General features: G+C 66.7%; 18 protein-coding genes. 7 read left to right on the top strand and 11 right to left on the bottom strand.

Annotated features, from left to right (window positions below):
• Positions 1-3: 3 nt before the first annotated feature.
• The 10 genes from ACEN9P_RS13610 to ACEN9P_RS13565 form a co-directional block, all read right to left on the bottom strand.
• Positions 4-1,242 carry a serine hydrolase domain-containing protein gene (locus tag ACEN9P_RS13610; protein ID WP_495619547.1) on the bottom strand — a complete coding sequence of 413 codons (1,239 nt, stop codon included), beginning with the start codon at positions 1,240-1,242 and terminating at the stop codon, positions 4-6.
• A gap of 96 nt (positions 1,243-1,338) precedes the next feature.
• Positions 1,339-1,812 (bottom strand): response regulator, encoded by a 474-nt coding sequence (locus tag ACEN9P_RS13605; protein WP_495619546.1) that lies wholly within the window; start codon positions 1,810-1,812, stop codon positions 1,339-1,341.
• 110 nt (positions 1,813-1,922) lie between these two features.
• A complete protein-coding gene (locus ACEN9P_RS13600) occupies positions 1,923-2,768 on the bottom strand; it encodes a pseudouridine synthase (RefSeq protein WP_495619545.1) in 846 nt (281 codons plus the stop codon).
• 63 nt (positions 2,769-2,831) lie between these two features.
• On the bottom strand, positions 2,832-3,536 hold the full coding sequence (gene kdpE, locus ACEN9P_RS13595; RefSeq protein ID WP_495619544.1) for a two-component system response regulator KdpE: 705 nt from the start codon (positions 3,534-3,536) through the stop codon (positions 2,832-2,834).
• Between the two features lie 7 nt (positions 3,537-3,543).
• Complete coding sequence (locus ACEN9P_RS13590; RefSeq protein WP_495619543.1) at positions 3,544-6,261, bottom strand: DUF4118 domain-containing protein; 2,718 nt, start codon at positions 6,259-6,261, stop codon at positions 3,544-3,546.
• Between the two features lie 31 nt (positions 6,262-6,292).
• Complete coding sequence (gene kdpC, locus ACEN9P_RS13585; RefSeq protein ID WP_477661554.1) at positions 6,293-6,865, bottom strand: potassium-transporting ATPase subunit KdpC; 573 nt, start codon at positions 6,863-6,865, stop codon at positions 6,293-6,295.
• A gap of 9 nt (positions 6,866-6,874) precedes the next feature.
• The gene (gene kdpB / locus ACEN9P_RS13580) at positions 6,875-8,962 is read right to left on the bottom strand and encodes a potassium-transporting ATPase subunit KdpB (RefSeq protein WP_495619542.1); all 2,088 of its coding nucleotides are present in this window, start codon (positions 8,960-8,962) and stop codon (positions 6,875-6,877) included.
• A 23-nt stretch (positions 8,963-8,985) separates the two neighbouring features.
• Complete coding sequence (gene kdpA / locus ACEN9P_RS13575) at positions 8,986-10,785, bottom strand: potassium-transporting ATPase subunit KdpA (protein ID WP_495619541.1); 1,800 nt, start codon at positions 10,783-10,785, stop codon at positions 8,986-8,988.
• A complete protein-coding gene (locus tag ACEN9P_RS13570; protein WP_413329491.1) occupies positions 10,785-10,883 on the bottom strand; it encodes a potassium-transporting ATPase subunit F in 99 nt (32 codons plus the stop codon). Before ACEN9P_RS13570 ends, kdpA begins: the two co-directional genes overlap by 1 nt.
• A 238-nt stretch (positions 10,884-11,121) precedes the next feature.
• A complete protein-coding gene (locus ACEN9P_RS13565; RefSeq protein ID WP_495619540.1) occupies positions 11,122-11,916 on the bottom strand; it encodes a sulfite exporter TauE/SafE family protein in 795 nt (264 codons plus the stop codon).
• A gap of 110 nt (positions 11,917-12,026) precedes the next feature.
• On the opposite strand from ACEN9P_RS13565, the gene ACEN9P_RS13560 reads away from it, so the two are divergent.
• From ACEN9P_RS13560 to ACEN9P_RS13550, 3 genes are read left to right on the top strand one after another with little or no spacing between them, the layout of a single operon-like run.
• Positions 12,027-12,926 (top strand): LysR substrate-binding domain-containing protein, encoded by a 900-nt coding sequence (locus ACEN9P_RS13560; protein WP_495622178.1) that lies wholly within the window; start codon positions 12,027-12,029, stop codon positions 12,924-12,926.
• Positions 12,927-12,935: 9 nt separating this feature from the next.
• Complete coding sequence (locus tag ACEN9P_RS13555) at positions 12,936-13,562, top strand: pyridoxamine 5'-phosphate oxidase family protein (protein ID WP_495619539.1); 627 nt, start codon at positions 12,936-12,938, stop codon at positions 13,560-13,562.
• On the top strand, positions 13,562-14,209 hold the full coding sequence (locus tag ACEN9P_RS13550) for an HD domain-containing protein (protein WP_477661549.1): 648 nt from the start codon (positions 13,562-13,564) through the stop codon (positions 14,207-14,209). Before ACEN9P_RS13555 ends, ACEN9P_RS13550 begins: the two co-directional genes overlap by 1 nt.
• 15 nt (positions 14,210-14,224) lie before the next feature.
• Here the strand turns inward: ACEN9P_RS13550 and ACEN9P_RS13545 are convergent, their stop codons facing one another.
• A complete protein-coding gene (locus ACEN9P_RS13545; protein ID WP_477661548.1) occupies positions 14,225-14,977 on the bottom strand; it encodes a Crp/Fnr family transcriptional regulator in 753 nt (250 codons plus the stop codon).
• 178 nt (positions 14,978-15,155) lie between these two features.
• On the opposite strand from ACEN9P_RS13545, the gene ACEN9P_RS13540 reads away from it, so the two are divergent.
• From ACEN9P_RS13540 to ACEN9P_RS13525, 4 genes are all read left to right on the top strand, one after another.
• Positions 15,156-16,340: an ABC transporter substrate-binding protein gene (locus tag ACEN9P_RS13540; protein WP_495619538.1), complete on the top strand. Its 1,185-nt coding sequence runs from the start codon at positions 15,156-15,158 to the stop codon at positions 16,338-16,340.
• A 143-nt stretch (positions 16,341-16,483) separates the two neighbouring features.
• Positions 16,484-18,430, top strand: coding sequence for an AMP-dependent synthetase/ligase (locus ACEN9P_RS13535; RefSeq protein WP_495619537.1), 1,947 nt, complete (start codon positions 16,484-16,486; stop codon positions 18,428-18,430).
• On the top strand, positions 18,427-19,209 hold the full coding sequence (locus ACEN9P_RS13530) for an ABC transporter ATP-binding protein (protein WP_477712741.1): 783 nt from the start codon (positions 18,427-18,429) through the stop codon (positions 19,207-19,209). Before ACEN9P_RS13535 ends, ACEN9P_RS13530 begins: the two co-directional genes overlap by 4 nt.
• A 148-nt stretch (positions 19,210-19,357) precedes the next feature.
• The gene (locus tag ACEN9P_RS13525) at positions 19,358-20,287 is read left to right on the top strand and encodes a branched-chain amino acid ABC transporter permease (RefSeq protein ID WP_007872990.1); all 930 of its coding nucleotides are present in this window, start codon (positions 19,358-19,360) and stop codon (positions 20,285-20,287) included.
• The last annotated feature ends 21 nt before the right edge of the window (positions 20,288-20,308 follow it).

Genomic DNA, 20,308 nt, shown 5'->3' with positions numbered 1-20,308 from the left:
CGCTTATTTGCAGAGGCTGAACAGCTCCGCCGGCGCAACCGGCTCGACGATACCGCCGCCGGGCGGCAGCGCCGGCACCGGTTCGGGCGCGCCCGGGTTGAGCACATTGTGGATGCGCGCGGCCAGCACAAAACGCGGGTAGGCCGCGTCGCCAATGGTGTTGCTGCCGTTGGCCAGCAACACCACGTCATAGCCGCTGCCGTAGCTCGCGTTGGCCGCGGCGAAGCTGACCGTCTGCCCGGCCGCGCCGTAGCTGCCCGGCCCGCCCAGCGCCGCCAGCCCCATGCCTATGGGCGCGAACTTGCCGCCGCCCAGCGCGGCCGGCGTGCGCATGCGCGCCAGGCTGGCCGCCGAGACCACGGCGCCGCTCTTGAGCGCGCCGTTCCAGCGCACCATGTCCGAGGCGGTGGAGACCACACCCCCGGTCGCGTCAAAACCCGAATTGAGGTCGGGGCAGACGCGCCAGGCGTCGCCGGGCTTGACGCGGTAGTGGCCGATGGCGACGCCGGGCCGCGGCTGCGGGCCCATCAGGTAGGAGGCCGCCATGCCCGCGGGCTTGAACAGCAGCTGCGCGTAAGCCGCCTCCAGCGGTTGCCCGCCGGCGCGTTCGATCACGCGGCCCAGCACGATGTAGCCGGCATTCGAATAGTCATAGGCCGTGCCCGGCGCGGCGAACAGGCCCGTCGCCTGCATGTTGGCGAACAGCCTCGCCCGGCTGAGGGGCGGCTCCTGCAGCACGGCCGGCATGCCGTCCAGCAGCAGGTCGTCGGGGTCTTTCTCGGCGCCGGGAATGCCCGCCACCATGCCCATGACCTGGGCAATCGTCGGGTCCGGCTGGTAACGCAGTTCGGGTATCCAGCGCGACAGCGGGTCCGCCAGCGAGAGCTTGCCCAGCTCCTGCAGCTTGAGCAGCGCGGCCGCCGTGAGCTGCTTGGTGACCGAGCCTATCTTCACCGGCGTGCTGGGCGTCATGGGCACACCGGCGCGCACATCGGCCGCGCCATAGCCGCGCGTGTACAGCACGGCGCCGCCCCTGCCGACCGCGAGCTGCAGGCCCGGCAAGGCGCCGGGCACATATTCGGCAACCAGCGCGTCGATCTGCGCGGCCACGGCCGGCGTGATCGGAGGCGGCGCTTCGGCCTGGGCCTGCACGGCGCCGGCCGCCAGCGCCAGACTGCAGGCCGCCGCCACGCGGGCCAGCGAGTAAGTGAAGCTCCCCTCGGCAGGATGGTAAGCGCGCATCGGTGATCCCTCCATGGTTGTGGGCGCGAGCTTACTGTCTTTGCAGCCGGTTCCGCAACAGCTGCGGGGCGCCGCGCCGCCCGCCAGGCCTGCCGCTCAACCCCGTGACGGCGTCCTGTGCGGCGCCGGGGCGGCGACCGCCGCGCGCAGGCGCGACACCGCCAGGAGCTGGGCCTGCCGGTTTTCCGGCTCCGCTTCATGGGAGGTCTGTTCCGCGCAGTAGGCGAACAAGTCCTCCAGTTCGCTGGATTTGTCGAACACCGCGTCGGCGCCCAGATCCGCGGCACGGCGGCGGATTTCTTCCGTGGCGTAGTTGGTGAGCACCACCACCTTCTGGTAGGGCTCGCGCTTGCGGCAGCCCGCCAGCACACCCAGGCCGTTGCCTTCCTTGAGGAACAGGTCGACGATGGCCAGGTGCCACTCGCCGTTGTGCGAACTCAGCCACTGGCTGGCCTCGGCCTGGGTGGCCCCATGGCCCGTGACCTGGACAGCGGCGATTTCCTGGAGCGCCTCCATCAGGTTTTCCAGGACGATCTCGTTGTCTTCGACCAGGTAAGTAATCAGTGCCATGAAGCCCACTTTAGGCCGCTGCCGGGCGGGTGCTGCCATCCGTTGGCCTGCATGCAGGTAGGACAGGGCAGTACCTGCCGACCCTGCGCCGCGCAAGGTTTAAGAGGCCCCTAGAAGTGCTCGTGCGGCGCCAGATAACGCCACTGGCCCACCGGCAAATGCCCCAGGTTGACCCGGCCTATGCGCACGCGCTTGAGCCCGGTCACAAGCAGCCCCACCTGCTCGCACATGCGGCGTATCTGGCGTTTTTTGCCCTCCTTGAGCACAAAACGCAGCTGCTCGGGGTTTTGCCAGGAGACCTGGGCCGGCCGCAGCGCCTGGCCGTCCAGGCTCAGGCCGTGGTTCAGCAGCGCCAGTTTCTCGGGCGGGAACAAGGCCTGCACATTGACGGTTTCCGGCCCGTAGCTGACCCGTACCAGGTACTCTTTTTCAATCTCGGAGTCTTCGCCTATCAGCTGGCGCGCCACGCGGCCGTCCTGCGTCAGCACCAGCAGGCCTATGGAGTCGATGTCCAGCCGGCCGGCCGGCGCCAGGCCGCGCAGTTGTTCATGGCCCCAGCGCATGCGGCTGTTGCATTCGCGCCAGCGGTTTTGCGGCTGCACCAGCGCCACGGCCGGCTCATGGCCGTCCTCGGCCTGGCCGCTGACATAGCCCACCGGCTTGTTGATCAGGATGGTGACCTGCAGGCGCTGCTGTTGCTCGGCCTGGCGGTCGACCTCGATGCGCGCGTCCACGGCCACGGGCTGGCCCATCACGGCGGGCGCGCCGTTCACGCGCACCCAGCCGCGCGCGATCCAGTCGTCGGCCTCGCGGCGCGAGCACAGGCCCAGTTCGGCCATGCGCTTGTTCAGCCGCACGGTGGCCGCGGGCACGCCCGGCGCGGCGGCTTGTTTGGGGATGCGAACAGCGGCGCCCACGGGTTTGGGGCCGGCGCCGGGTTTGAGGGGGTTTTGCATTTGCTGGGTACTTTTAAAGCGGCCTGGGCGGCCGGATCGCCGCTTATTGTCCCACTCAGCCCATCAGCCCACCCAAAGCCGGTAACCCACCGCGGTTTCCGTCAGCAGGTGTTTGGGCTGGGCCGGGTCGGCTTCGAGCTTCTGGCGCAAATGGCCCATATAGATGCGCAAATAGTGGTTTTGCCCCGCATGCGAGGGGCCCCAGACCTCGCGCAGCAGCTGCCGGTGCGTCAGCACCCGGCCGGCATGGCCGACCAGCACCGTGAGCAGGCGGTATTCGATGGGCGTGAGGTGCACTTCCACGCCGGCGCGCCGCACCAGGCGCGCCTGGCGGTCCACCTCCACCTCGCCGAAGCTGAACAGCGGCTCCTCGGGCGTGCCGTCGGTGCCGGCCCCGCGCGGGCGGCGCAGGTTGGCGCGCACCCGGGCCAGCAACTCGCCCACGCCAAAGGGCTTGGTCAGGTAGTCGTCGGCGCCGGCATCCAGCGCGGCGATCTTGTCGGCCTCGTCGGTGCGCGCCGAGAGCACCACGATGGGCACGGCCGACCAGCCGCGCACGTCGCGAATCACCTCCAGGCCGTCGCCGTCGGGCAGGCCCAGGTCCAGCACCAGCAGGTCGGGCTTGCGCGTGCCGGCCTCGGTCAGCCCGCGCTGGGCGGTGTCGGCCTCAAAGACCTGCCAGCCTTCGGCCTCCAGCGCCGCGCGCACAAAACGGCGTATCTGCGGCTCGTCTTCAATGACGATGGCAACGGGTGCGGGATGCGACATGGTGTGATCAGGCGGTTTCGGGCAGGCCCTGGGGCGGCGGGCGCCGCGGCAGGGTGATGCTGAATTCTGCACCACCGCCGGCCGCCTGCGGCAGGCTCGCGGCCGTGATCTGCCCGCGGTGCGCCTGCACCACCGCCTGGCAAATGGCCAGGCCCAGGCCCACACCCGGCGTCGCCGACTCGGCCTCGCCGCGCGTGAATTTTTCAAACAGCTCCTGCTCGCGGCCCTTGAGCGCGGTCGGCAGGCCGGGCCCATGGTCGCGCACCGCCAGCAGCAAGGCCGTGTCCGTCACCTCGGCACGGACCTCTATGGGCGGCTGGCCGTACTTGGCGGCATTTTCCAGCAGGTTGACCAGCACACGCTCCATCAGCGCCGCGTCAAACTCCACCAGCGGCAGGTCGGCCGGCAATGCAGTCACCACGGCCCGGCCGGCCAGCGCATGCTGCGCCTGGCGTATCGCCGAGCCGACGATTTCCTCGACCGACTGCCAGTCGCTGCGCAGGTTCACCGCGCCGCTTTGCAGCCGCGCCATGTCCAGCAGGTTGTTGACCAGCGCGCTCAGGTGGCGCGCCTCGCCGGCAATGGCGCGCGCCGCCTGCGACTGTTCTTCACTGAGCGGCGGTGCCGTGCGCTGCAGCGAATCGGCCAGGCCTATCAGCGCGGTGAGCGGTGTGCGCACGTCATGCGAGATCGCCGCGAGCAGCATGTTGCGCAGTTTTTCGGACTCCATCTGCACCACCGCCTGCTGGGCCACGTCCACGTAATGCACACGCTCCAGCGCGATCGCGACCTGGCGCGCCAGGGTCTCGAGCTGCTGCACCTGCTCGGGAATCAGCAGCCAGCGCGCCTGCGCGGGCTTGACGGCCAGCACGCCGCGCACACGCATCGGCGCCTTCAGCGGCAGGTAATGCCAGGCCTGGGCCGACAGCGTGGCGGTGGCCAGCCCGGCCGGCTGTTCATTGCGAAACACCCAATCGGCCACGCTGGCGTCAAAATCCGCGGGCGGCTTCGCCGGCGGCAGCAGCTGGTCGTGGCCGTCGGTCGCCAGCACCAGCGCCTGCCCGCCGAAGTTGCGCTGCGCGGCCGCTTCGCCGAGTTCCACAACCTGCTCGCTCAGCAAGGCCGCCGACAGGTCGCGCGTGAGCTCGAACAGCGACTGCGCGCGGCGCTCGCGGCTGGCCGCGATGCGCGCCTGGAAACGCAGGCCCGCCGTGAGCTGGCCGGTCAGCAAGCCCACCACCAGCATCACGCCGAAGGTCACCAGGTATTGCACGTCGCTGACGGCGAAGGACAGTCGCGGCGCCACAAAGAAGTAATCAAAGGCCGCGACGTTGAGAAAGGCCGCCAGCGCCGCCGGCCCGCGCCCGAACTTCAGCGCCACCAGCACCGTGCCCAGCAGGAACAGCATCACGATGTTGGCCAGGTCAAAAAAATTCAGCAAGGGGTGGGCCAGAACGGTGATGGCCGCGCTGGCGGCCGCGGCCCAGGCATAACCGGCCAGCTTGCCGCGCCAGGCCGCGGCTTCCTCATCCTCGGCCGAGCGCTGCACCGCGCGCGCCAGCCGCCGCGCGCTGTCGGCGTGGCCCACCTCCACAATGTCCAGGGTGGGCGCCAGCATGGCCAGCCGGCGCGTCATGCTGGGGCCGCGCCAGAGGGCGCGCCAGCCCGGCAGCTGCGGCCGCCCCACCACCAGCGTGGCGCAATTGAGCTGCTGGGCCTGCGCCACCAGCGCCGCGGCGGCATCGCCGCCCGTCAGCACCGCCGTGGCCGCGCCCAGCTCTTCGGCCAGCTGGATCACCGCCAGGATGCGGTCGCGGCTGGCGACCTCCAGCAGCTGCAGGCGCGGCGTTTCCACATACGCCGCATGCCAGCGCACATTGAGCTGGCCGGCCAGGCGCGCGGCCGTGCGCACCGTCTGCTCGGCACCCTCGCGCGGGCCTATGCAGGCCAGGATGGCGCCTTCGGTGTTCCAGACCGGGGTGATGGATTTTTCGACGCGGTAGCTGCGCACGTCGTCTTCCACATGCTCGGCCGTGCGCCTGAGCGCGATCTCGCGCAGCGCGATCAAATTGCCCTTGCGGAAAAAATTCTGCGCCGCGCGCTCGGCCTGCTGGGGCATGTAGACCTTGCCGGCCTTGAGCCGCGCCATCAGCTCGTCGGGCGTGACGTCGACCAGGATGATTTCATCGGCGCCGTCCAGCACCGTGTCCGGCACGGTTTCATGCACACGTATGCCGGTGATGGCGCCCACCGTGCCGTTCAGGCTCTCCAGGTGCTGCACATTGACGGCCGACCAGACGTCGATGCCGGCCTCCAGCAGCTCATGCACATCCTGCCAGCGCTTGGCGTGGCGCGAGCCCTCTACATTGCTGTGCGCGAGCTCGTCGACCAGCAGCACCGCCGGCTTGCGCGCCAGCGCCGCGTCCAGGTCGAACTCCTTGAGCGTGCGCCCGCGGTAGGCCACCTCGCGCAAGGGCAGTTGCGCCAGCCCGGCCAGCAGCTCCAGGGTTTCGCTGCGGCCATGGGTTTCCACCACACCGACCAGCACATCGCGGCCGGCCTTGCGCTCGCGCTGCGCGGCGCTCAGCATGGCGTAGGTCTTGCCCACGCCGGCGCTGGCGCCGAAATAAATGCGCAAACGGCCCCGGCGCGCTTTCTCCTCCTCGCCGCGCAGGCGGTCCAGGAGCTCGTCGGGGTCGGGGCGGGAATCGGGAAAGCTGGCCATGGATTTTCTAAACGTGCCTCATGGTATCGGCTTAACGCAAAGCCTCCAGCGCCAGGTTAAGCCGCAGCACATGGACCTGGGGCTCGCCCAGAAAGCCCAGCAAAGGCTGCTCGGTGTGCTGCCCGACCAGGGCCCGCACTTTTTCCAGCGGCAGATTGCGCGCCTTGGCCACGCGGGCCGCCTGGTAAAGCGCCGCGGCCGGGCTGATGTGCGGGTCCAGCCCGCTGGCCGAGGCCGTGACCAGGTCCACCGGCACAGGGGCGCTGTTGCCGGGATCGGCCGCCTTGAGCGCTGCGATGCGGCCCTTGACGGCATCGACCAGCGCGGGATTGAGCGGTCCCTGGTTGGCGCCGCTGGAGGCTGCGGCGTTGTAGGGCATGGGGCCCGTGGCCGAGGGTCGGCCCCAGAAGTGGCCGGGGTCGCTGAAGTTCTGGCCTATCAGCGCGGAACCCACCGGCTTGCCATCACGAATGACAAGGCTGCCGCCGGCCTGTTTCGGAAACAGGGTCTGGGCCGTGCCAGTCACCACCAGCGGGTAGGCCACGCCGGTGGCCAGGGTCAGCACGGCAAACAGCACGAGTGCGGGACGAAGAATGTTTTTCATGGGTTTTCCTTAAACAAGATTCATGGCCACCAGCAGCAAGTCAATCGCCTTGATGCCGATAAAAGGCACAACCAGGCCGCCCAATCCGTAAATCAACAGGTTGCGGCGCAACAGCGTGGCGGCGCCCACAGCGCGGTACTTCACGCCCTTGAGCGCCAACGGGATCAAAAACATGATGACCAGCGCGTTGAAGATCACCGCCGACAGGATCGCCGTCGAAGGGCTGCCCAGGCGCATCACATTGAGCGCGGCCAGCTGCGGGTAGGTGCTCACAAAAATCGCCGGGATGATGGCGAAATACTTGGCCACGTCGTTGGCAATCGAAAACGTGGTCAGCGAGCCGCGCGTCATCAGCAAGGCCTTGCCGGTTTCCACGATCTCCAGCAGCTTGGTGGGGTTGGAGTCCAGGTCCACCATGTTGCCGGCCTCCTTGGCGGCCTGGGTGCCGCTGTTCATGGCCACCGCCACGTCGGCCTGGGCCAGGGCCGGCGCGTCGTTGGTGCCGTCGCCGGTCATCGCCACCAGGCGGCCTTCGGCCTGGTACCCGCGTATCAGTTTCAGCTTGTCTTCGGGTGTGGCCTCGGCCAGGAAATCGTCGACACCGGCCTCGGCGGCGATCGCGGCTGCCGTGAGCTTGTTGTCGCCGGTGATCATCACCGTCTTGATGCCCATGCGGCGCAGCTCGCCGAAACGCTCCTTGATGCCGGCCTTGACGATGTCCTTGAGCTCCACAATGCCCAGCACCATGGCGCCGTCAGCCACCGCCAGCGGCGTGCTGCCGCGGCGCGAGACTTCATCCGACGCGCGCATCACCTCGGCCGGCACGCTGCCGCCCAGCGCCTCCACATGCTTGCGCACCGCATCGACCGCGCCCTTGCGCAGCTGGCGTGTGCTGCCGTCGGGGCGCTGCACATCCATGCCGCTCATGCGGGTCTGCGCCGTGAAGGGCACCTCGTGGCTGTTGCCTACCAGGGCTTCGCTGGCGCCCATGCGCTGCGCCAGCGCCACAATGCTGCGGCCCTCGGGTGTTTCGTCGGCCATGGAGGCCTGCATCGCGGCGGTGGCCAGTTTGGCGCCGGTCATGCCGGGCGCCGGCAAAAAACTCGATGCCTGGCGGTTGCCGTGGGTGATGGTGCCGGTCTTGTCCAGCAGCAGCACATCCACGTCGCCGGCGGCCTCCACCGCGCGGCCCGAGGTGGCGATCACATTGGCCTGCATCATGCGGCTCATGCCGGCCACGCCCACGGCCGACAGCAGGCCGCCTATGGTGGTGGGGATCAGGCAGACCAGCAAGGCCACCAGCGCGGTGATGCTGACCACCGTGCCCGAGCCCGCGGCCTGCACGCTGAACACCGAATAAGGCAGCAGCGTGACCGTGACCACCAGGAAGACGATGGTCAGCGCCACCAGCAGAATCGTCAGTGCGATCTCATTGGGCGTCTTCTGGCGTTTGGCACCCTCGACCATGCTGATCATGCGGTCCAGGAAGGACTCGCCGGGGTTGACCACAATGCGCACCACCAGCCAGTCGGACAGCACACGGGTGCCGCCGGTCACGGCCGAGAAGTCGCCGCCCGACTCGCGCACCACCGGCGCCGATTCGCCGGTGATGGCGCTTTCATCGACCGAGGCCACGCCTTCGATGACCTCGCCGTCCAGCGGAATCATGTCGCCGGCTTCGACCAGCACCACCGCGCCCTTGCGCAGGTTTTCGGCCTGCTCGGGCAGCCAGGCCGTGCCGTGGAAAACCTTGCTGCTGGTTTCCTTGAACTTCTTGGCCCAGGTGCTTTTCTTGAGACTGCGCAAAGAGGCGGCCTGCGCCTTGCTGCGGCCTTCAGCCAGCGCCTCGGCGAAGTTGGCGAACAGCACGGTGAACCACAGCCAGATCGCCACGGCAAAGATAAAACCGGCCGGCGCCTCGCCCTGCCCCTGCAAGGCCTGCAGGCCCAGCAAGGTGGTCAGAATGCTGCCGATGTAGACGACAAACATCACGGGGTTGCGCCATTGCACGCGCGGGCTCAGCTTGGTGAAGGAGGCCGCGATGGCGGGTTTGAGCAGCGCGGGGTCCAGCAGCACAAAAGGTTTTTGGGTAGTCATATCGGTGTGTCTTTCGCGGCGGTTCAATGGGCGGGCCAGAGCATCAAATGCTCGACCACGGGGCCCAGCGCCAGGGCCGGCACGTAATTGAGCAGGCCCACCAGCAACACGGTGCCTATCAGCAGCAGCACAAACAACGGGCCGTGCGTGGGCATGGTGCCGGCCGTGACCGGCAGGCGCTTCTTGGCGGCCAGCGCGCCGGCAATCGCCAGCACCGGCACGATGACGCCGAAGCGGCCCAGCCACATCACCACGCCCAGCAGCGTGTTGTAGAAGGGCGTGTTGGCCGACAGGCCCGCGAAGGCGCTGCCGTTGTTGTTGCCGGCCGAAGTCAGCGCGTAAAGGATTTCCGAAAAACCATGCGCGCCGGGATTCGCGATACCGGCCTTGCCGGCGCCGGCCAGCACCGCCACCGCCGTGCCGGCCAACACCAGGATGGGCGTGACCAGGATGACGATGGAAGTCAGCTTCATCTCGTGCGACTCGATCTTCTTGCCCAGGTATTCGGGCGTGCGGCCAATCATGAGGCCGGCGATGAACACCGCGAGGATGGCAAAAATCAGCATGCCGTAAAGCCCGGTGCCGACACCGCCAAACACCACCTCGCCCAGCTGCATCATCACCATGGGCACCATGCCGCCCAGCGGCGTGAAGGAGTCGTGCATGGCATTGACCGCGCCGCACGAGGCCGCCGTGGTGATGACCGCAAACAGGCTGGAGGCATTGATGCCGAAGCGGGTTTCCTTGCCTTCCATATTGCCGCCGGCCTGCAGCGCGCTGGCCGCCTGGTCCACGCCCAGGGGCGGCAGCAGCGGGTTGCCGGCCTGTTCAGCCGGGGTGATTGCCGCCACCGCGACCACAAAGATCAGCGTCATCGCGGCCAGCACGGCCCAGCCCTGGCGCGTATCGCCCACCGCGCGGCCAAAGGCAAAACACAGGGCCGCGGGAATCAGGAAGATGGACAGCATCTGGAAGAAGTTGCTCAGCGCCGTCGGGTTTTCATAGGGATGGGCCGAGTTGGCGTTGAAGAAGCCGCCGCCGTTGGTGCCCAGCATCTTGATGGCCTCCTGCGAGGCGACAGGGCCCATGGTCAGGGTCTGCTTGTCGGTCCTGGCGTCTTCCATGACGGGATTGCCCTTGTCGTCTTTCAGCGCCTGGCCGTCAGGGCCGTTTTTGGGCTGCTGGTAGCTGGTGACTTCGAGCGTGCTCACGTCCTTGTAAGCGTCAAAGTTCTGGATCACCCCCTGCCCTACCAGGAAAATCGCGAACACCAGCGACAGCGGCAGCAGCAGCCAGGCCGTGACGCGTGTGATGTCCACCCAGAAATTGCCGATGGCGCCGGTGGCGCGCGCGGCAAAACCGCGAAACAGCGCAAAGACCACGGCAATACCGGTGGCGGCCGAGAAAAAATTCTGCACGGCCAGCACCAGCATCTGCGTGAGGTAGCTCATGGTCGACTCACCGGCATAACCCTGCCAGTTGGTGTTGGAGACAAAGCTGATGGCGGTGTTAAAGGCCGAGTCGGGCGAGATGGCGGCCATGCCGGCCGGGTTCAGCGGCAGCCCGGCCTGCAGGCGCTGCAGGGCATAGACAGCGACCACGCCCAGCGCATTAAAGGCCAGCAGCGCCAGCGCGTACTGCGACCATTTCATGTTGGTATCGGCCGAGGTGCCGGCCAGGCGGTACAACGGCGCTTCCACCCTGTGCATCCAGCCGGGCAGCCGGCCCGCATACAGGCGCGCCAGCCACAGGCCCAGCGGCCAGGCGGTGGCCAGCAGCGCGGCCAGGAAAAGGGCCAGCAGGCCCCAGCTTGAGGCGTTCATCAAAACTCCTCGGCGCAGATCAGCGCATACACGAGGTAGGTCAGCAGCAGGATGGCGCAGACGCCGCCAAAGCCGTACAAAACGTCAAGGGGGATCATGAGCGGCCCCCTTCGGGTTTTTCGAGCTTCTCAAAGCCCCAGACCAGCAGGACCGTCACACCCCAAAGGGCGGCGGCGCCAACCATAAACGCAAGATCCATGATCTTTCTCCAAACAACAACGATGGAGAAAGTGTCGGAGCCGGCGTGTAAAAACGGGGATGAAAGACGGGCGGCGGGTATAAAGAAAGCGTAAAAACCGGCCCCAAAACCGCGCCAGCGCCTGGGTCTGCAGGCCTTTAGCCTGCAAGCCAGCGTATGGCGCTGCCAATCACCATATAAAGGCCTATGGCCAGCAAGCCCGCAAAAAACAGGCGCTTGAAGGTTTTTTCATCCAGCCGGCCGCGCAGCACCTGGCCCGCCGCCATTCCCAGCAAGGCCGCGGGCAAGGCCACCAGCCAGCCCCAGCCGCCGGGCAAGGCAGCCGCCGAGAACGACCCTTCAAGCACCAGGCGCCCAAAAAGCGCGACCGTGGAAACGGTGAAGGACAGGCCCAGCGCCTGCACGAGTTCATCCTTCCTGAAAGCCAGGGCCTGCAGGTAAGGCACCGCCGGAAACACAAACACACCGGTGGCCGAAGTGATGGCGCCGGTGATCAGTCCAATGGCCAACGAAGAGACCCGCTCGCCGCGACGAGGCACGGCCAGCGGAACGGCCACCAGCCCCAGCACGGCATAGGCCATCAATGCCGCCCCAAGACCCGCCGATGCCGCATTGGCATTGAGGGTGACCAGGCTCACCGGCGCCCACAGCGTTCCGGCGACCACGCCCAGTTGCAGCGGCCAGAGGCGCCTGAGCAGCCGGCCCAGCGCGGCCCCGTCCCACATCTGCCAGGCATTCGTCAAAAACGAAGGCAGTATCAAAATCACCGCCGCCTGCGCGGGCGGCATCACGCCGGCCAGCAGGCCCATGGACAGCGTCGGCAAGCCCAGGCCGACCACGCCCTTGACCAGGCCGGCCAGCAAAAATACGGCAGCGACGATGGCGACCAGCAGGGTATCGTGCCCCATGCCCGCGAAATTGTGCAAGTTCATGAGGCCGATTCTGCGCAGCGACGCGCCCCGCGCTCAAGCGGTAATATGCGCTGGCAGCCTTAGCCATTTCCGAAGGCTCAACAGGCTCCCTCACTGCCATGCCCGCCAACATCCGCTTTGACTTGGTCGACCTCCGGCTGTTTCTGCATGTGGTCGACACCGGCAGCATCACGGCCGGCAGCAGGCTTTCGCACCTGGCGCTGGCTTCGGCCAGCGCGCGCATACGCGGCATGGAGGACGCCCTGGGCGTGCCGCTGCTGGATCGCCTGCGCGGCGGCGTCAAGCCGACCAAGGCCGGCCTCGCCGTGGCCCACCATGCGCGCCTGGTGCTGCAGCAGGTAGAGCGCATGCAGGGCGAAATCGCCGACTACGCGGGCGGGCTGGCCGGCCGGGTGCGCCTGCTGTCCAACACCGCCGCCATCACCGACTACCTGCCGCAGGCGCTTGCGGCCTTCCTCAACACCCATCCGGCCATAGACGTGGACCTCGAAGAGCGCCCCAGCCACCTGATCGTCTCGCAGCTGCTGGCCCAGGCGGCCGAGCTCGGCATCGTGGCCGACTCCGCGGATGTTTCCAGCCTGGAATCCAGGCCTTTCCGGCGCGACCGGCTGGTGCTGGTGGTGCCCACGCGCAGTGATTTCGGCCGCCGGCGGCAGGTCCTCTTTGAACAAGCCCTGGCCCATGACTTTGTCGGCTTGGGCGAGGACAGCGCGCTGCAGCAGCACCTGGCCCTGCAGGCCGAGCGCCTGGGGCTGCGCATGCGCACACGCATACGGCTGCGCAGTTTTGAGGCCGTCTGCCGCATGGTGGAGGCCGGCGTCGGCGTGGCCGTGGTTCCGGCCGTCGCGGCCGAAGGCCATGCGGGCGCGGGCAAGCTGCGCGTGCTCAAGCTCTCCGACGCCTGGGCCGATCGGCAGCTGCTGATTTGCGCGCGCAGCTTCGAGCAGCTGTCGGTGCCCGCCCTCAGGCTGGTGGATGCGCTATGCGCGTCCCAAACACCAAAGCGATAAAGTCATGCCATGAACGCACAAGCCGACCCCCACGCCATCACCAGCCTGCCGCAGCTCGAGGCGCTGTTCGGCGCCGTCGGCGAAGCCTCCCTTAAAAAAGAGGTGGACTATTTGCACCCGGCCTACCAGGCGCTGATCCAGGCCTCGCCTTTCGCTGTGCTGGCCACCGCGGGGCCGGGCGGGCTCGATGCCTCGCCGCGCGGAGACCCGCCGGGCTTTGTCGCCATCCAGGACGAAAAAACCCTGCTGCTGCCCGAGCGCCGCGGCAACAACCGCATCGACAGCCTGCGCAACCTGCTGGTCGACCCGCGCGTGGCGCTGCTGTTCCTGGTGCCCGGCGTCGGCGAGACGCTGCGCGTGAACGGCCGTGCCCGCATCACGGTCGCGCCCGAGATGCTGCAGCGCTTTTCCATGGAGGGAAAGCCGCCGCACTGCGTGCTGGTGATCAGCGTGGAATCGGTGTTCTTCCAGTGCGCGCGGGCCTTGCAGCGCTCCAAGCTCTGGCAGGCCGCGCCGCCAAGCCGGCCCGATGTGCCCACGCCGGGCGCCATGCTGCAGGCGCTGACGGCGGCGGCCATCGACGGCGAAACATACGACCGCGAACTGCCCGCGCGGCAAAAGTCCACACTCTACTGATGGCACATCCCACGCCCGAATCCATGGACCTGCTGGCCCGCTCCTGGCGGCGCTGTACCAGCGCGCTCGTGCCGAGGACCATCACCGGCAGCGTGTTTGACGAATTGCTGGCGCGCTATTCGGAGCCGCACCGCCAGTACCACACGCTGCAGCACCTTGCGGAATGCCTTGCACATGTCGAGGCCGTCCGCCACCTGGCCGAACAACCGGGCGAAGTCGAGTTCGCGCTGTGGTTCCATGACGGCATTTACGACACACAGCGCCATGACAACGAGCGCCAAAGCGCCGACTGGGCACGCGCCGTATTGCAGGGCCATGGTGCGGTGCCGGCCGCCGTGCAGCGGGTGGACGAACTCATCATGGCCACCTGCCACAGCGCGCTGCCGGTAACGCCCGACGCGCAGCTGCTGGTGGATGTGGACCTGTCCATTCTGGGCGCCTTGCCCGCGCGTTTTGCCGAATATGAGGAGCAGATACGGCAGGAATATGCCTTTGTGCCCGAGGACCTCTTTCGCCAGAAACGCGGCGAGATTCTGCGCGCCTTCCTCGCCCGGCCAGCGATTTACAGCACACCGCATTTCCAGGCCGCGCTGGAAGCCCGCGCCCGGGGCAACCTGCGCCTGGCCATCGCCGGCCTCGGCGGCTAGGTCACCGGCCAGGCCTTAGCGGCCAGGGTTGGTGCGCGCGGCCAGGCCCTCATCTTTGGCCGCGAACACGCTGGAGCGCAGCGCCTCCAGGTCCAGCACGCGCAGGCCGCCGTATTCGATGCGGATAAAACCCTGGTCCTGCAGGGCGCTGAGCGCCTCGTTCACGCGCTGGCGCGACAGGCCCACCAGGTAGGCCATCTCCTGCTGCGTGATGCGCAGCATCTGGCCCACGCCCGGGTACAGCACCGGGTTGAACAGCGCGGCCAGGCTACGCGCCACGCGGATGTCGGGGTTGTTCATGCGGTCGATTTCGCGCGCGGCGATGAACTGGCCCAGGCGCTCGTTGAGCTGGTTCATCACAAAGCGGTTGAAACCGATGGAGTGGTCCAGCAGCCAGTGGAAGGTGTCTATCGGCAAACCGGCCACCACACTTTTGCGCAGCGCCTGAATGTTGTAGCGGTAGGGCTCGCGCTTGAGCGCCGTGCCTTCGCCGAACCAGCCACCGGGCGGCAGGCCGGCAAATGTCATGGTCATGCCCTGGGCGTTGTCGCTGCTCATCTTGAGCAGGCCTTCCACCACGCCGAACCAGTAAGTCACCGGCCTGCTGACACGGCAGACATAGTCGCCCGGCGCGGCGTCACCGACCTGCAGCACCGCGACCGCGCGTGCGCGCTCATCCGGCAGCAGCAGGGGCAGCCAGGGAATGCCGCGCAGCTCGTCCGGCGTGGGCGCCCTGCGGCGCAGGTGAAGGGGTGACTCAGTGGCCATGCTCGCAATGTTCAAGCAAGAAAGCGGGTGGGTAGATCAGGGAAAGCCCGGGCGGGCGCAACCCTTGGATTGTCGTTGGGCAGACAGTTGGCCGCGCCTCCAAAGCATAGCATCGGCCTCGCGTAGACAGGCCGTCAAGAGCCCACCGCAATCCCCTCACGACCAGGAGACACCCGCCATGACAAGCCTTTTCACCGCCTCAAAAGCCGGTTTACCGCCGCCCGCTGATCACCTGACACGCCGCCGCATGCTGGGCGCCCTCGCGGCCATTCCAGCCGCCCTGTACGGTCCCGCGCACGCGCAAGACAGCAGCCCGGTGCGCATCGCGCAATCCATCGCACTGAGCGGGCCGCTGGGCGAGCTGGGCCAGGCCATGCACCAAGGCGCCAAGGCCTGCTTTGCCGGCATCAACGCCAGGGGCGGCGTGAACGGCCGGCCCATAGAGCTCACGGTGGCCGACGACGGCTACGACGTCAAACGCGCGCTGGGCAACGTCAAGGGCTTTATCGACGACAAAAGCACATTCGCGCTCTTCAACTGCATGGGCACGCCCATGATAGAAGCCATGCTGCCGCAGGTGATCGACTCGGGCATGCCGTTTTTCGCGCCGTTTTCGGGCGCGCTGTCGGCGCGGCCGGCCAACGCGCGCAATGTCTTCAACATACGCGCCAGCTACGCCGACGAGGCCGAGCAGCTGGTGCAGCACCTGGCGACCATAGGCATACGGCGCATCGCCATCGTCTACCAGAACAACTCCTTCGGCAAGGAAGTCTTCGACGCCACCCAGCGCTCCATGGCCAAACACAAGCTGGAGGCGACCGTGACGGTCACCGTGGAAAACAACGCCTCGGACGCCGGTCCGGCAGCCGAAAAAATCGCGGCCTCCAACCCCGAAGCCGTGCTGGTGGGCCTGGCCGGCAAGCCGACCATCGATTTCGTGAAAGCCATACGCGCGCAGCGCAAGGGGCTGTCGCTGTATGCGCTGTCCATCATGGGCGCGGCCGCCACGCTCAAGGCCATGGGCGAGGACGCCACCGGCATCGCGGTCTCGCAGGTGGTGCCGCTGCCGGGCAACACCGTGGTGCCCATGGTGCGTGAATTCCAGCAGGCCTGGAAGGCCGCCGGCGTGGCGCTGGAGCCTTCGCACCTGGCGCTGGAAGGCTATATCAATGCCCGCGTGTTCGCCGAGGCGCTGCGCCGCGCCGGCAAAAACCCGACGCGCGCAGCCTTCATCGACAGCACCTGGAATTTAAAGCGCTACGACCTGGGCGGCTTTGAAGTGAGCTTCAGCGATTCGGCCCGCAACGCCTCGCGTTTCGTGGAACTGACCATGGTTTCGCGCGACGGGCGCTTTATCCGATAAACCGGCCGGACCCCGGGGACACCCCAGTAGGACTTACCCGGAAATTGTCGTCGTAATGACACCATAGCGTCAAAGCCGGTCCTACTATTCGCCCATACCAGCGGTTTTCCTGAAAAACCGCGCACAACGGAGACAAGAAGCGAATGCAGACCACGTTCCCACGATTGCTGCTCAAACATGCGGCCGAACGCCCCGGCGCCCCGGCCATGCGGGAGAAAGAGTACGGCATCTGGCAGGCGCACAGCTGGGCCGGCATGGCGCAGCTCGTGGAGCACATCGCCTGCGGCCTGCACCTGCTGGGCCTGCAGCGCGGCGAGCACATGGTCATCATCGGCGCCAACCGGCCGCGCCTCTATGCCACCATGCTGGCCGCGCAGGCGCTGGGCGCCATACCGATTCCGCTGTACCAGGACGCGGTGGGCGCCGAATGTATTTTCCCGGTCAACAACGCCGACGTGCGTTTCGCACTGGTGGAAGACCAGGAGCAGGTCGACAAGCTGCTGGAAATACGCGGCCAGTGCCCGCAGCTGGCGCACATTGTTTACGACGACCCGCGCGGCCTGCGCAACTATGTAGAGGACGGCCTGCAGTCGCTGGACGCGTTGCTGGACGCGGGCCGCGGTTTTGCCACCGGCCAGCCGGGCTTCTTCCGGGCCGAGGTCGAAAAAGCCCTCCCCGACGACGTGGCCGCGATGTTTTTCACCTCGGGCACCACGGGCAACCCCAAGGGCGTGGTCCACACCCACAACACCTTGCTGGACCGCGCCAAGGCCGGCGCCGATTTCGACAGGCTGACGTCGAGCGAGGAAGTGCTGGCCTATTTGCCGCCGGCCTGGATAGGCCAGAACATCTTCAGCTACGCCCAGTGGCTGGCCTGCGGTTATGTGGTCAACTGCCCCGAAAGCGCGAGCACGGTGACGATTGACCTGAAAGAAGTCGGCCCGACCTATTACTTCGCGCCGCCGCGCATTTTTGAAGGCCTGCTGACCACGGTGATGATCCGCATGGAGGACGCGGGCCGTATCAAGCGCGGCATGTTCCATTACTTCATGGGCGTGGCCAAGCGCGCCGGCCCCGCGCTGATGGACGGCAAGCCCGTGGGCGCGCTGGACCGCGTGCTGTACGCGCTGGGCGGCCTGCTGGTCTACGGCCCGCTGCGCAACACCCTGGGCTTTTCGCGCGTACGCGTGGCCTACACCGCCGGCGAGGCAATCGGCCCCGACCTCTTTACCTTTTACCGCTCCATCGGCATCAACCTCAAGCAGCTTTACGGCTCGACCGAGACCGCCGTGTTCGTCTGCCTGCAGCCCGACAACCAGGCGCGCGCCGACACCGTGGGCGTGCCCATCCAGGGCGTGCAGATCAAGGTGGCCGAGAACGGCGAGATCCTGGTGAAGTCGGCCGGCCTGCTCAAGGAATACTACAAAAACCCCACCGCCACCGCCGAGGTGCTGAACGCCGACGGCTGGTACCACACCAGCGACGCGGGCTTTATCGACGCCAGCGGCCACCTCAAGATCATCGACCGCGTGAAGGACGTGGGCCGCATCAAGGGCGGCGCCAACGACGGCGCCATGTTCGCGCCCAAGTATGTGGAAAACAAGCTCAAGTTCTTCCCGCACATCAAGGAAGCCGTGGCCTACGGCGACGGCCGCGAGAAATGCTGCGTGATGCTCAACATCGACTTCGACGCCGTGGGCAACTGGGCCGAGCGCCGCAACCTGCCCTATGCCGGCTACACCGACCTGGCGCAAAAACCCGAGGTCTACCAGCTCATCAAGGAATGCGTGGAAAAGGTCAACGCCGACCTCAGCGTGGACGCCCTGCTGGCCGGCTCGCAGATCAGCCGCTTCCTGGTGCTGCACAAGGAGCTGGACGCCGACGACGGCGAACTCACGCGCACCAACAAGGTCAGGCGCGGGTTTATCGCCGAGAAATACCAGCCGCTGATCGACGCGCTTTACGGCGGCAAGGCCGAGCAGTTCATTGAAACCGTGGTGAAGTTTGAAGACGGCCGCAGCGGCAGCGTGAGCGCGACGCTCAAGATCAGCGACACCCAGACCTTTGCCCCCGTGAAGGTCGCAGCATGAGCAAAAAAATCGGTGACGTCATTCTCGACGTCAAAAATATCTCCCTGAGCTTCGGCGGTGTGAAGGCGCTGTCGGATATTTCCTTCAATGTGAAGGAGCACGAGATACGCGCCATCATCGGCCCCAACGGCGCCGGCAAAAGCTCCATGCTCAACTGCATCAACGGCGTCTATGCGCCGCAGCAAGGCTCCATCACCTTTCGCGGCCAGACCTTCAAGCACATGAACAGCCACCAGGTGGCCGTGATGGGCGTGGCGCGCACCTTCCAGAACCTGGCGCTGTTCAAGGGCATGAGCGTGCTCGACAACATCATGTCGGGCCGCAACCTGAAAATCAAAAGCAACCTGCTGCTGCAGGCGCTGCGCATAGGCCCGGCCGAAAAAGAAGAAATCAGGCACCGCGAGGCGGTCGAAAAAATCATCGACTTCCTGGAGATCCAGGCCTACCGCAAAACGCCCGTAGGGCAGCTGCCCTACGGCCTGCAAAAACGCGTGGACCTGGGCCGCGCCCTGGCCATGGAGCCGCAGGTGCTGTTGCTCGACGAACCCATGGCCGGCATGAACGTCGAGGAAAAACAGGACATGTGCCGCTTTGTGCTCGACGTCAACGACGAGTTCGGCACCACCGTGGTCCTGATCGAGCATGACATGGGCGTAGTCATGGACATCTCCGACCGCGTGGTCGTTCTCGACTACGGCAAAAAAATCGGCGACGGCACCCCCGACGAAGTCCGCAACAACGAAGACGTGATCCGGGCCTACCTCGGCACCAGCCACTGACTATGTACAACAACACTCACACCACTTTGAATCGCCCCGCCTTCGCCAGCGGCCGCCGCGGAACCGGCTTTGCCGGGCCGCTGGCGGCGTCCCCCGGAGGGGGAGAGGCGGCTACACGAAGTGAGCCCGCAACAGGGGGGAACTCGTGATGGGTTCGTTCCTGGAAACCATCATCGGCGGCCTGATGTCGGGCATGCTGTATTCGCTGGTCGCGCTGGGCTTTGTCCTGATCTACAAGGCCTCGGGCGTCTTTAATTTCGCGCAGGGCGCCATGGTGCTGTTCGCGGCGCTGGCCATGGCGCGCTTTTCCGAATGGATCCCGCAGTGGACCGGCCTGGACAGCAAATTCATCAACAACGCGCTGGCCTTCGCGGCCGCGCTGGCCATCATGGTGGTGGTCGCCTGGCTGATCGAAAAACTGGTGCTCGGCAAACTGGTGAACCAGGAAGGCGTCGCGCTGCTGATGGCGACCCTGGGCATCTCGTATTTCCTGGACGGTTTCGGCCAGACCATCTTCGGCTCCAGCATCTACAAGATCGACGTGGGCATGCCCAAGGACCCCATCTTCCTGCTCGAAAGCGTGTTCCAGGGCGGCCTGCTGGTGAACCAGGAAGACCTGGTCGCCGCGCTGATCGCCACCGCCCTGGTGGCGGCGCTGGCCGCCTTCTTCCAGTACACCGGTACCGGCCGCGCACTGCGGGCCGTGGCCGACGACCACCAGGCCGCGCAGTCCATAGGCATACCGCTGAACCGCATCTGGGTCATCGTCTGGAGCGTCGCGGGTTTTGTGGCCCTGGTGTCCGGCGTGATCTGGGGCAGCAAGCTGGGCGTGCAGTTTTCGCTGTCGGTGCTGGCGCTCAAGGCGCTGCCGCTGGTGATCCTGGGCGGCCTGACCTCGGTGCCCGGCGCCATCGTGGGCGGCCTGATCCTGGGGGTAGGCGAAAAACTCGCCGAAGTGTTTATCGGGCCGTATGTGGGCGGCGGTATTGAAATCTGGTTTGCCTATGTCCTCGCACTGTGTGTCCTTCTGGTCCGGCCGCAAGGATTGTTTGGCGAGAAAATTATTGATCGTGTTTAAAGCCGCTTCTACCTAAAGAAA

The organism is Polaromonas sp. Polasp52, assembly GCF_059491565.1.
Note: the sequence above shows the minus strand (reverse complement) of the source record. Positions and strands in the feature narration are given on the sequence as shown.

What these genes read in the sequence shown, in the direction of transcription:
- ACEN9P_RS13610 (WP_495619547.1), bottom strand. Translation starts at nt 1,242, where the DNA reads ATGCGCGCTTACCATCCTGCCGAGGGGAGCTTCACTTACTCGCTGGCC.
- ACEN9P_RS13605 (WP_495619546.1), bottom strand. Translation starts at nt 1,812, where the DNA reads ATGGCACTGATTACTTACCTGGTCGAAGACAACGAGATCGTCCTGGAA.
- ACEN9P_RS13600 (WP_495619545.1), bottom strand. Translation starts at nt 2,768, where the DNA reads ATGCAAAACCCCCTCAAACCCGGCGCCGGCCCCAAACCCGTGGGCGCC.
- kdpE (WP_495619544.1), bottom strand. Translation starts at nt 3,536, where the DNA reads ATGTCGCATCCCGCACCCGTTGCCATCGTCATTGAAGACGAGCCGCAG.
- ACEN9P_RS13590 (WP_495619543.1), bottom strand. Translation starts at nt 6,261, where the DNA reads ATGGCCAGCTTTCCCGATTCCCGCCCCGACCCCGACGAGCTCCTGGAC.
- kdpC (WP_477661554.1), bottom strand. Translation starts at nt 6,865, where the DNA reads ATGAAAAACATTCTTCGTCCCGCACTCGTGCTGTTTGCCGTGCTGACC.
- kdpB (WP_495619542.1), bottom strand. Translation starts at nt 8,962, where the DNA reads ATGACTACCCAAAAACCTTTTGTGCTGCTGGACCCCGCGCTGCTCAAA.
- kdpA (WP_495619541.1), bottom strand. Translation starts at nt 10,785, where the DNA reads ATGAACGCCTCAAGCTGGGGCCTGCTGGCCCTTTTCCTGGCCGCGCTG.
- ACEN9P_RS13570 (WP_413329491.1), bottom strand. Translation starts at nt 10,883, where the DNA reads ATGATCCCCCTTGACGTTTTGTACGGCTTTGGCGGCGTCTGCGCCATC.
- ACEN9P_RS13565 (WP_495619540.1), bottom strand. Translation starts at nt 11,916, where the DNA reads ATGAACTTGCACAATTTCGCGGGCATGGGGCACGATACCCTGCTGGTC.
- ACEN9P_RS13555 (WP_495619539.1), top strand. Translation starts at nt 12,936, where the DNA reads ATGAACGCACAAGCCGACCCCCACGCCATCACCAGCCTGCCGCAGCTC.
- ACEN9P_RS13550 (WP_477661549.1), top strand. Translation starts at nt 13,562, where the DNA reads ATGGCACATCCCACGCCCGAATCCATGGACCTGCTGGCCCGCTCCTGG.
- ACEN9P_RS13545 (WP_477661548.1), bottom strand. Translation starts at nt 14,977, where the DNA reads ATGGCCACTGAGTCACCCCTTCACCTGCGCCGCAGGGCGCCCACGCCG.
- ACEN9P_RS13540 (WP_495619538.1), top strand. Translation starts at nt 15,156, where the DNA reads ATGACAAGCCTTTTCACCGCCTCAAAAGCCGGTTTACCGCCGCCCGCT.
- ACEN9P_RS13535 (WP_495619537.1), top strand. Translation starts at nt 16,484, where the DNA reads ATGCAGACCACGTTCCCACGATTGCTGCTCAAACATGCGGCCGAACGC.
- ACEN9P_RS13530 (WP_477712741.1), top strand. Translation starts at nt 18,427, where the DNA reads ATGAGCAAAAAAATCGGTGACGTCATTCTCGACGTCAAAAATATCTCC.
- ACEN9P_RS13525 (WP_007872990.1), top strand. Translation starts at nt 19,358, where the DNA reads ATGGGTTCGTTCCTGGAAACCATCATCGGCGGCCTGATGTCGGGCATG.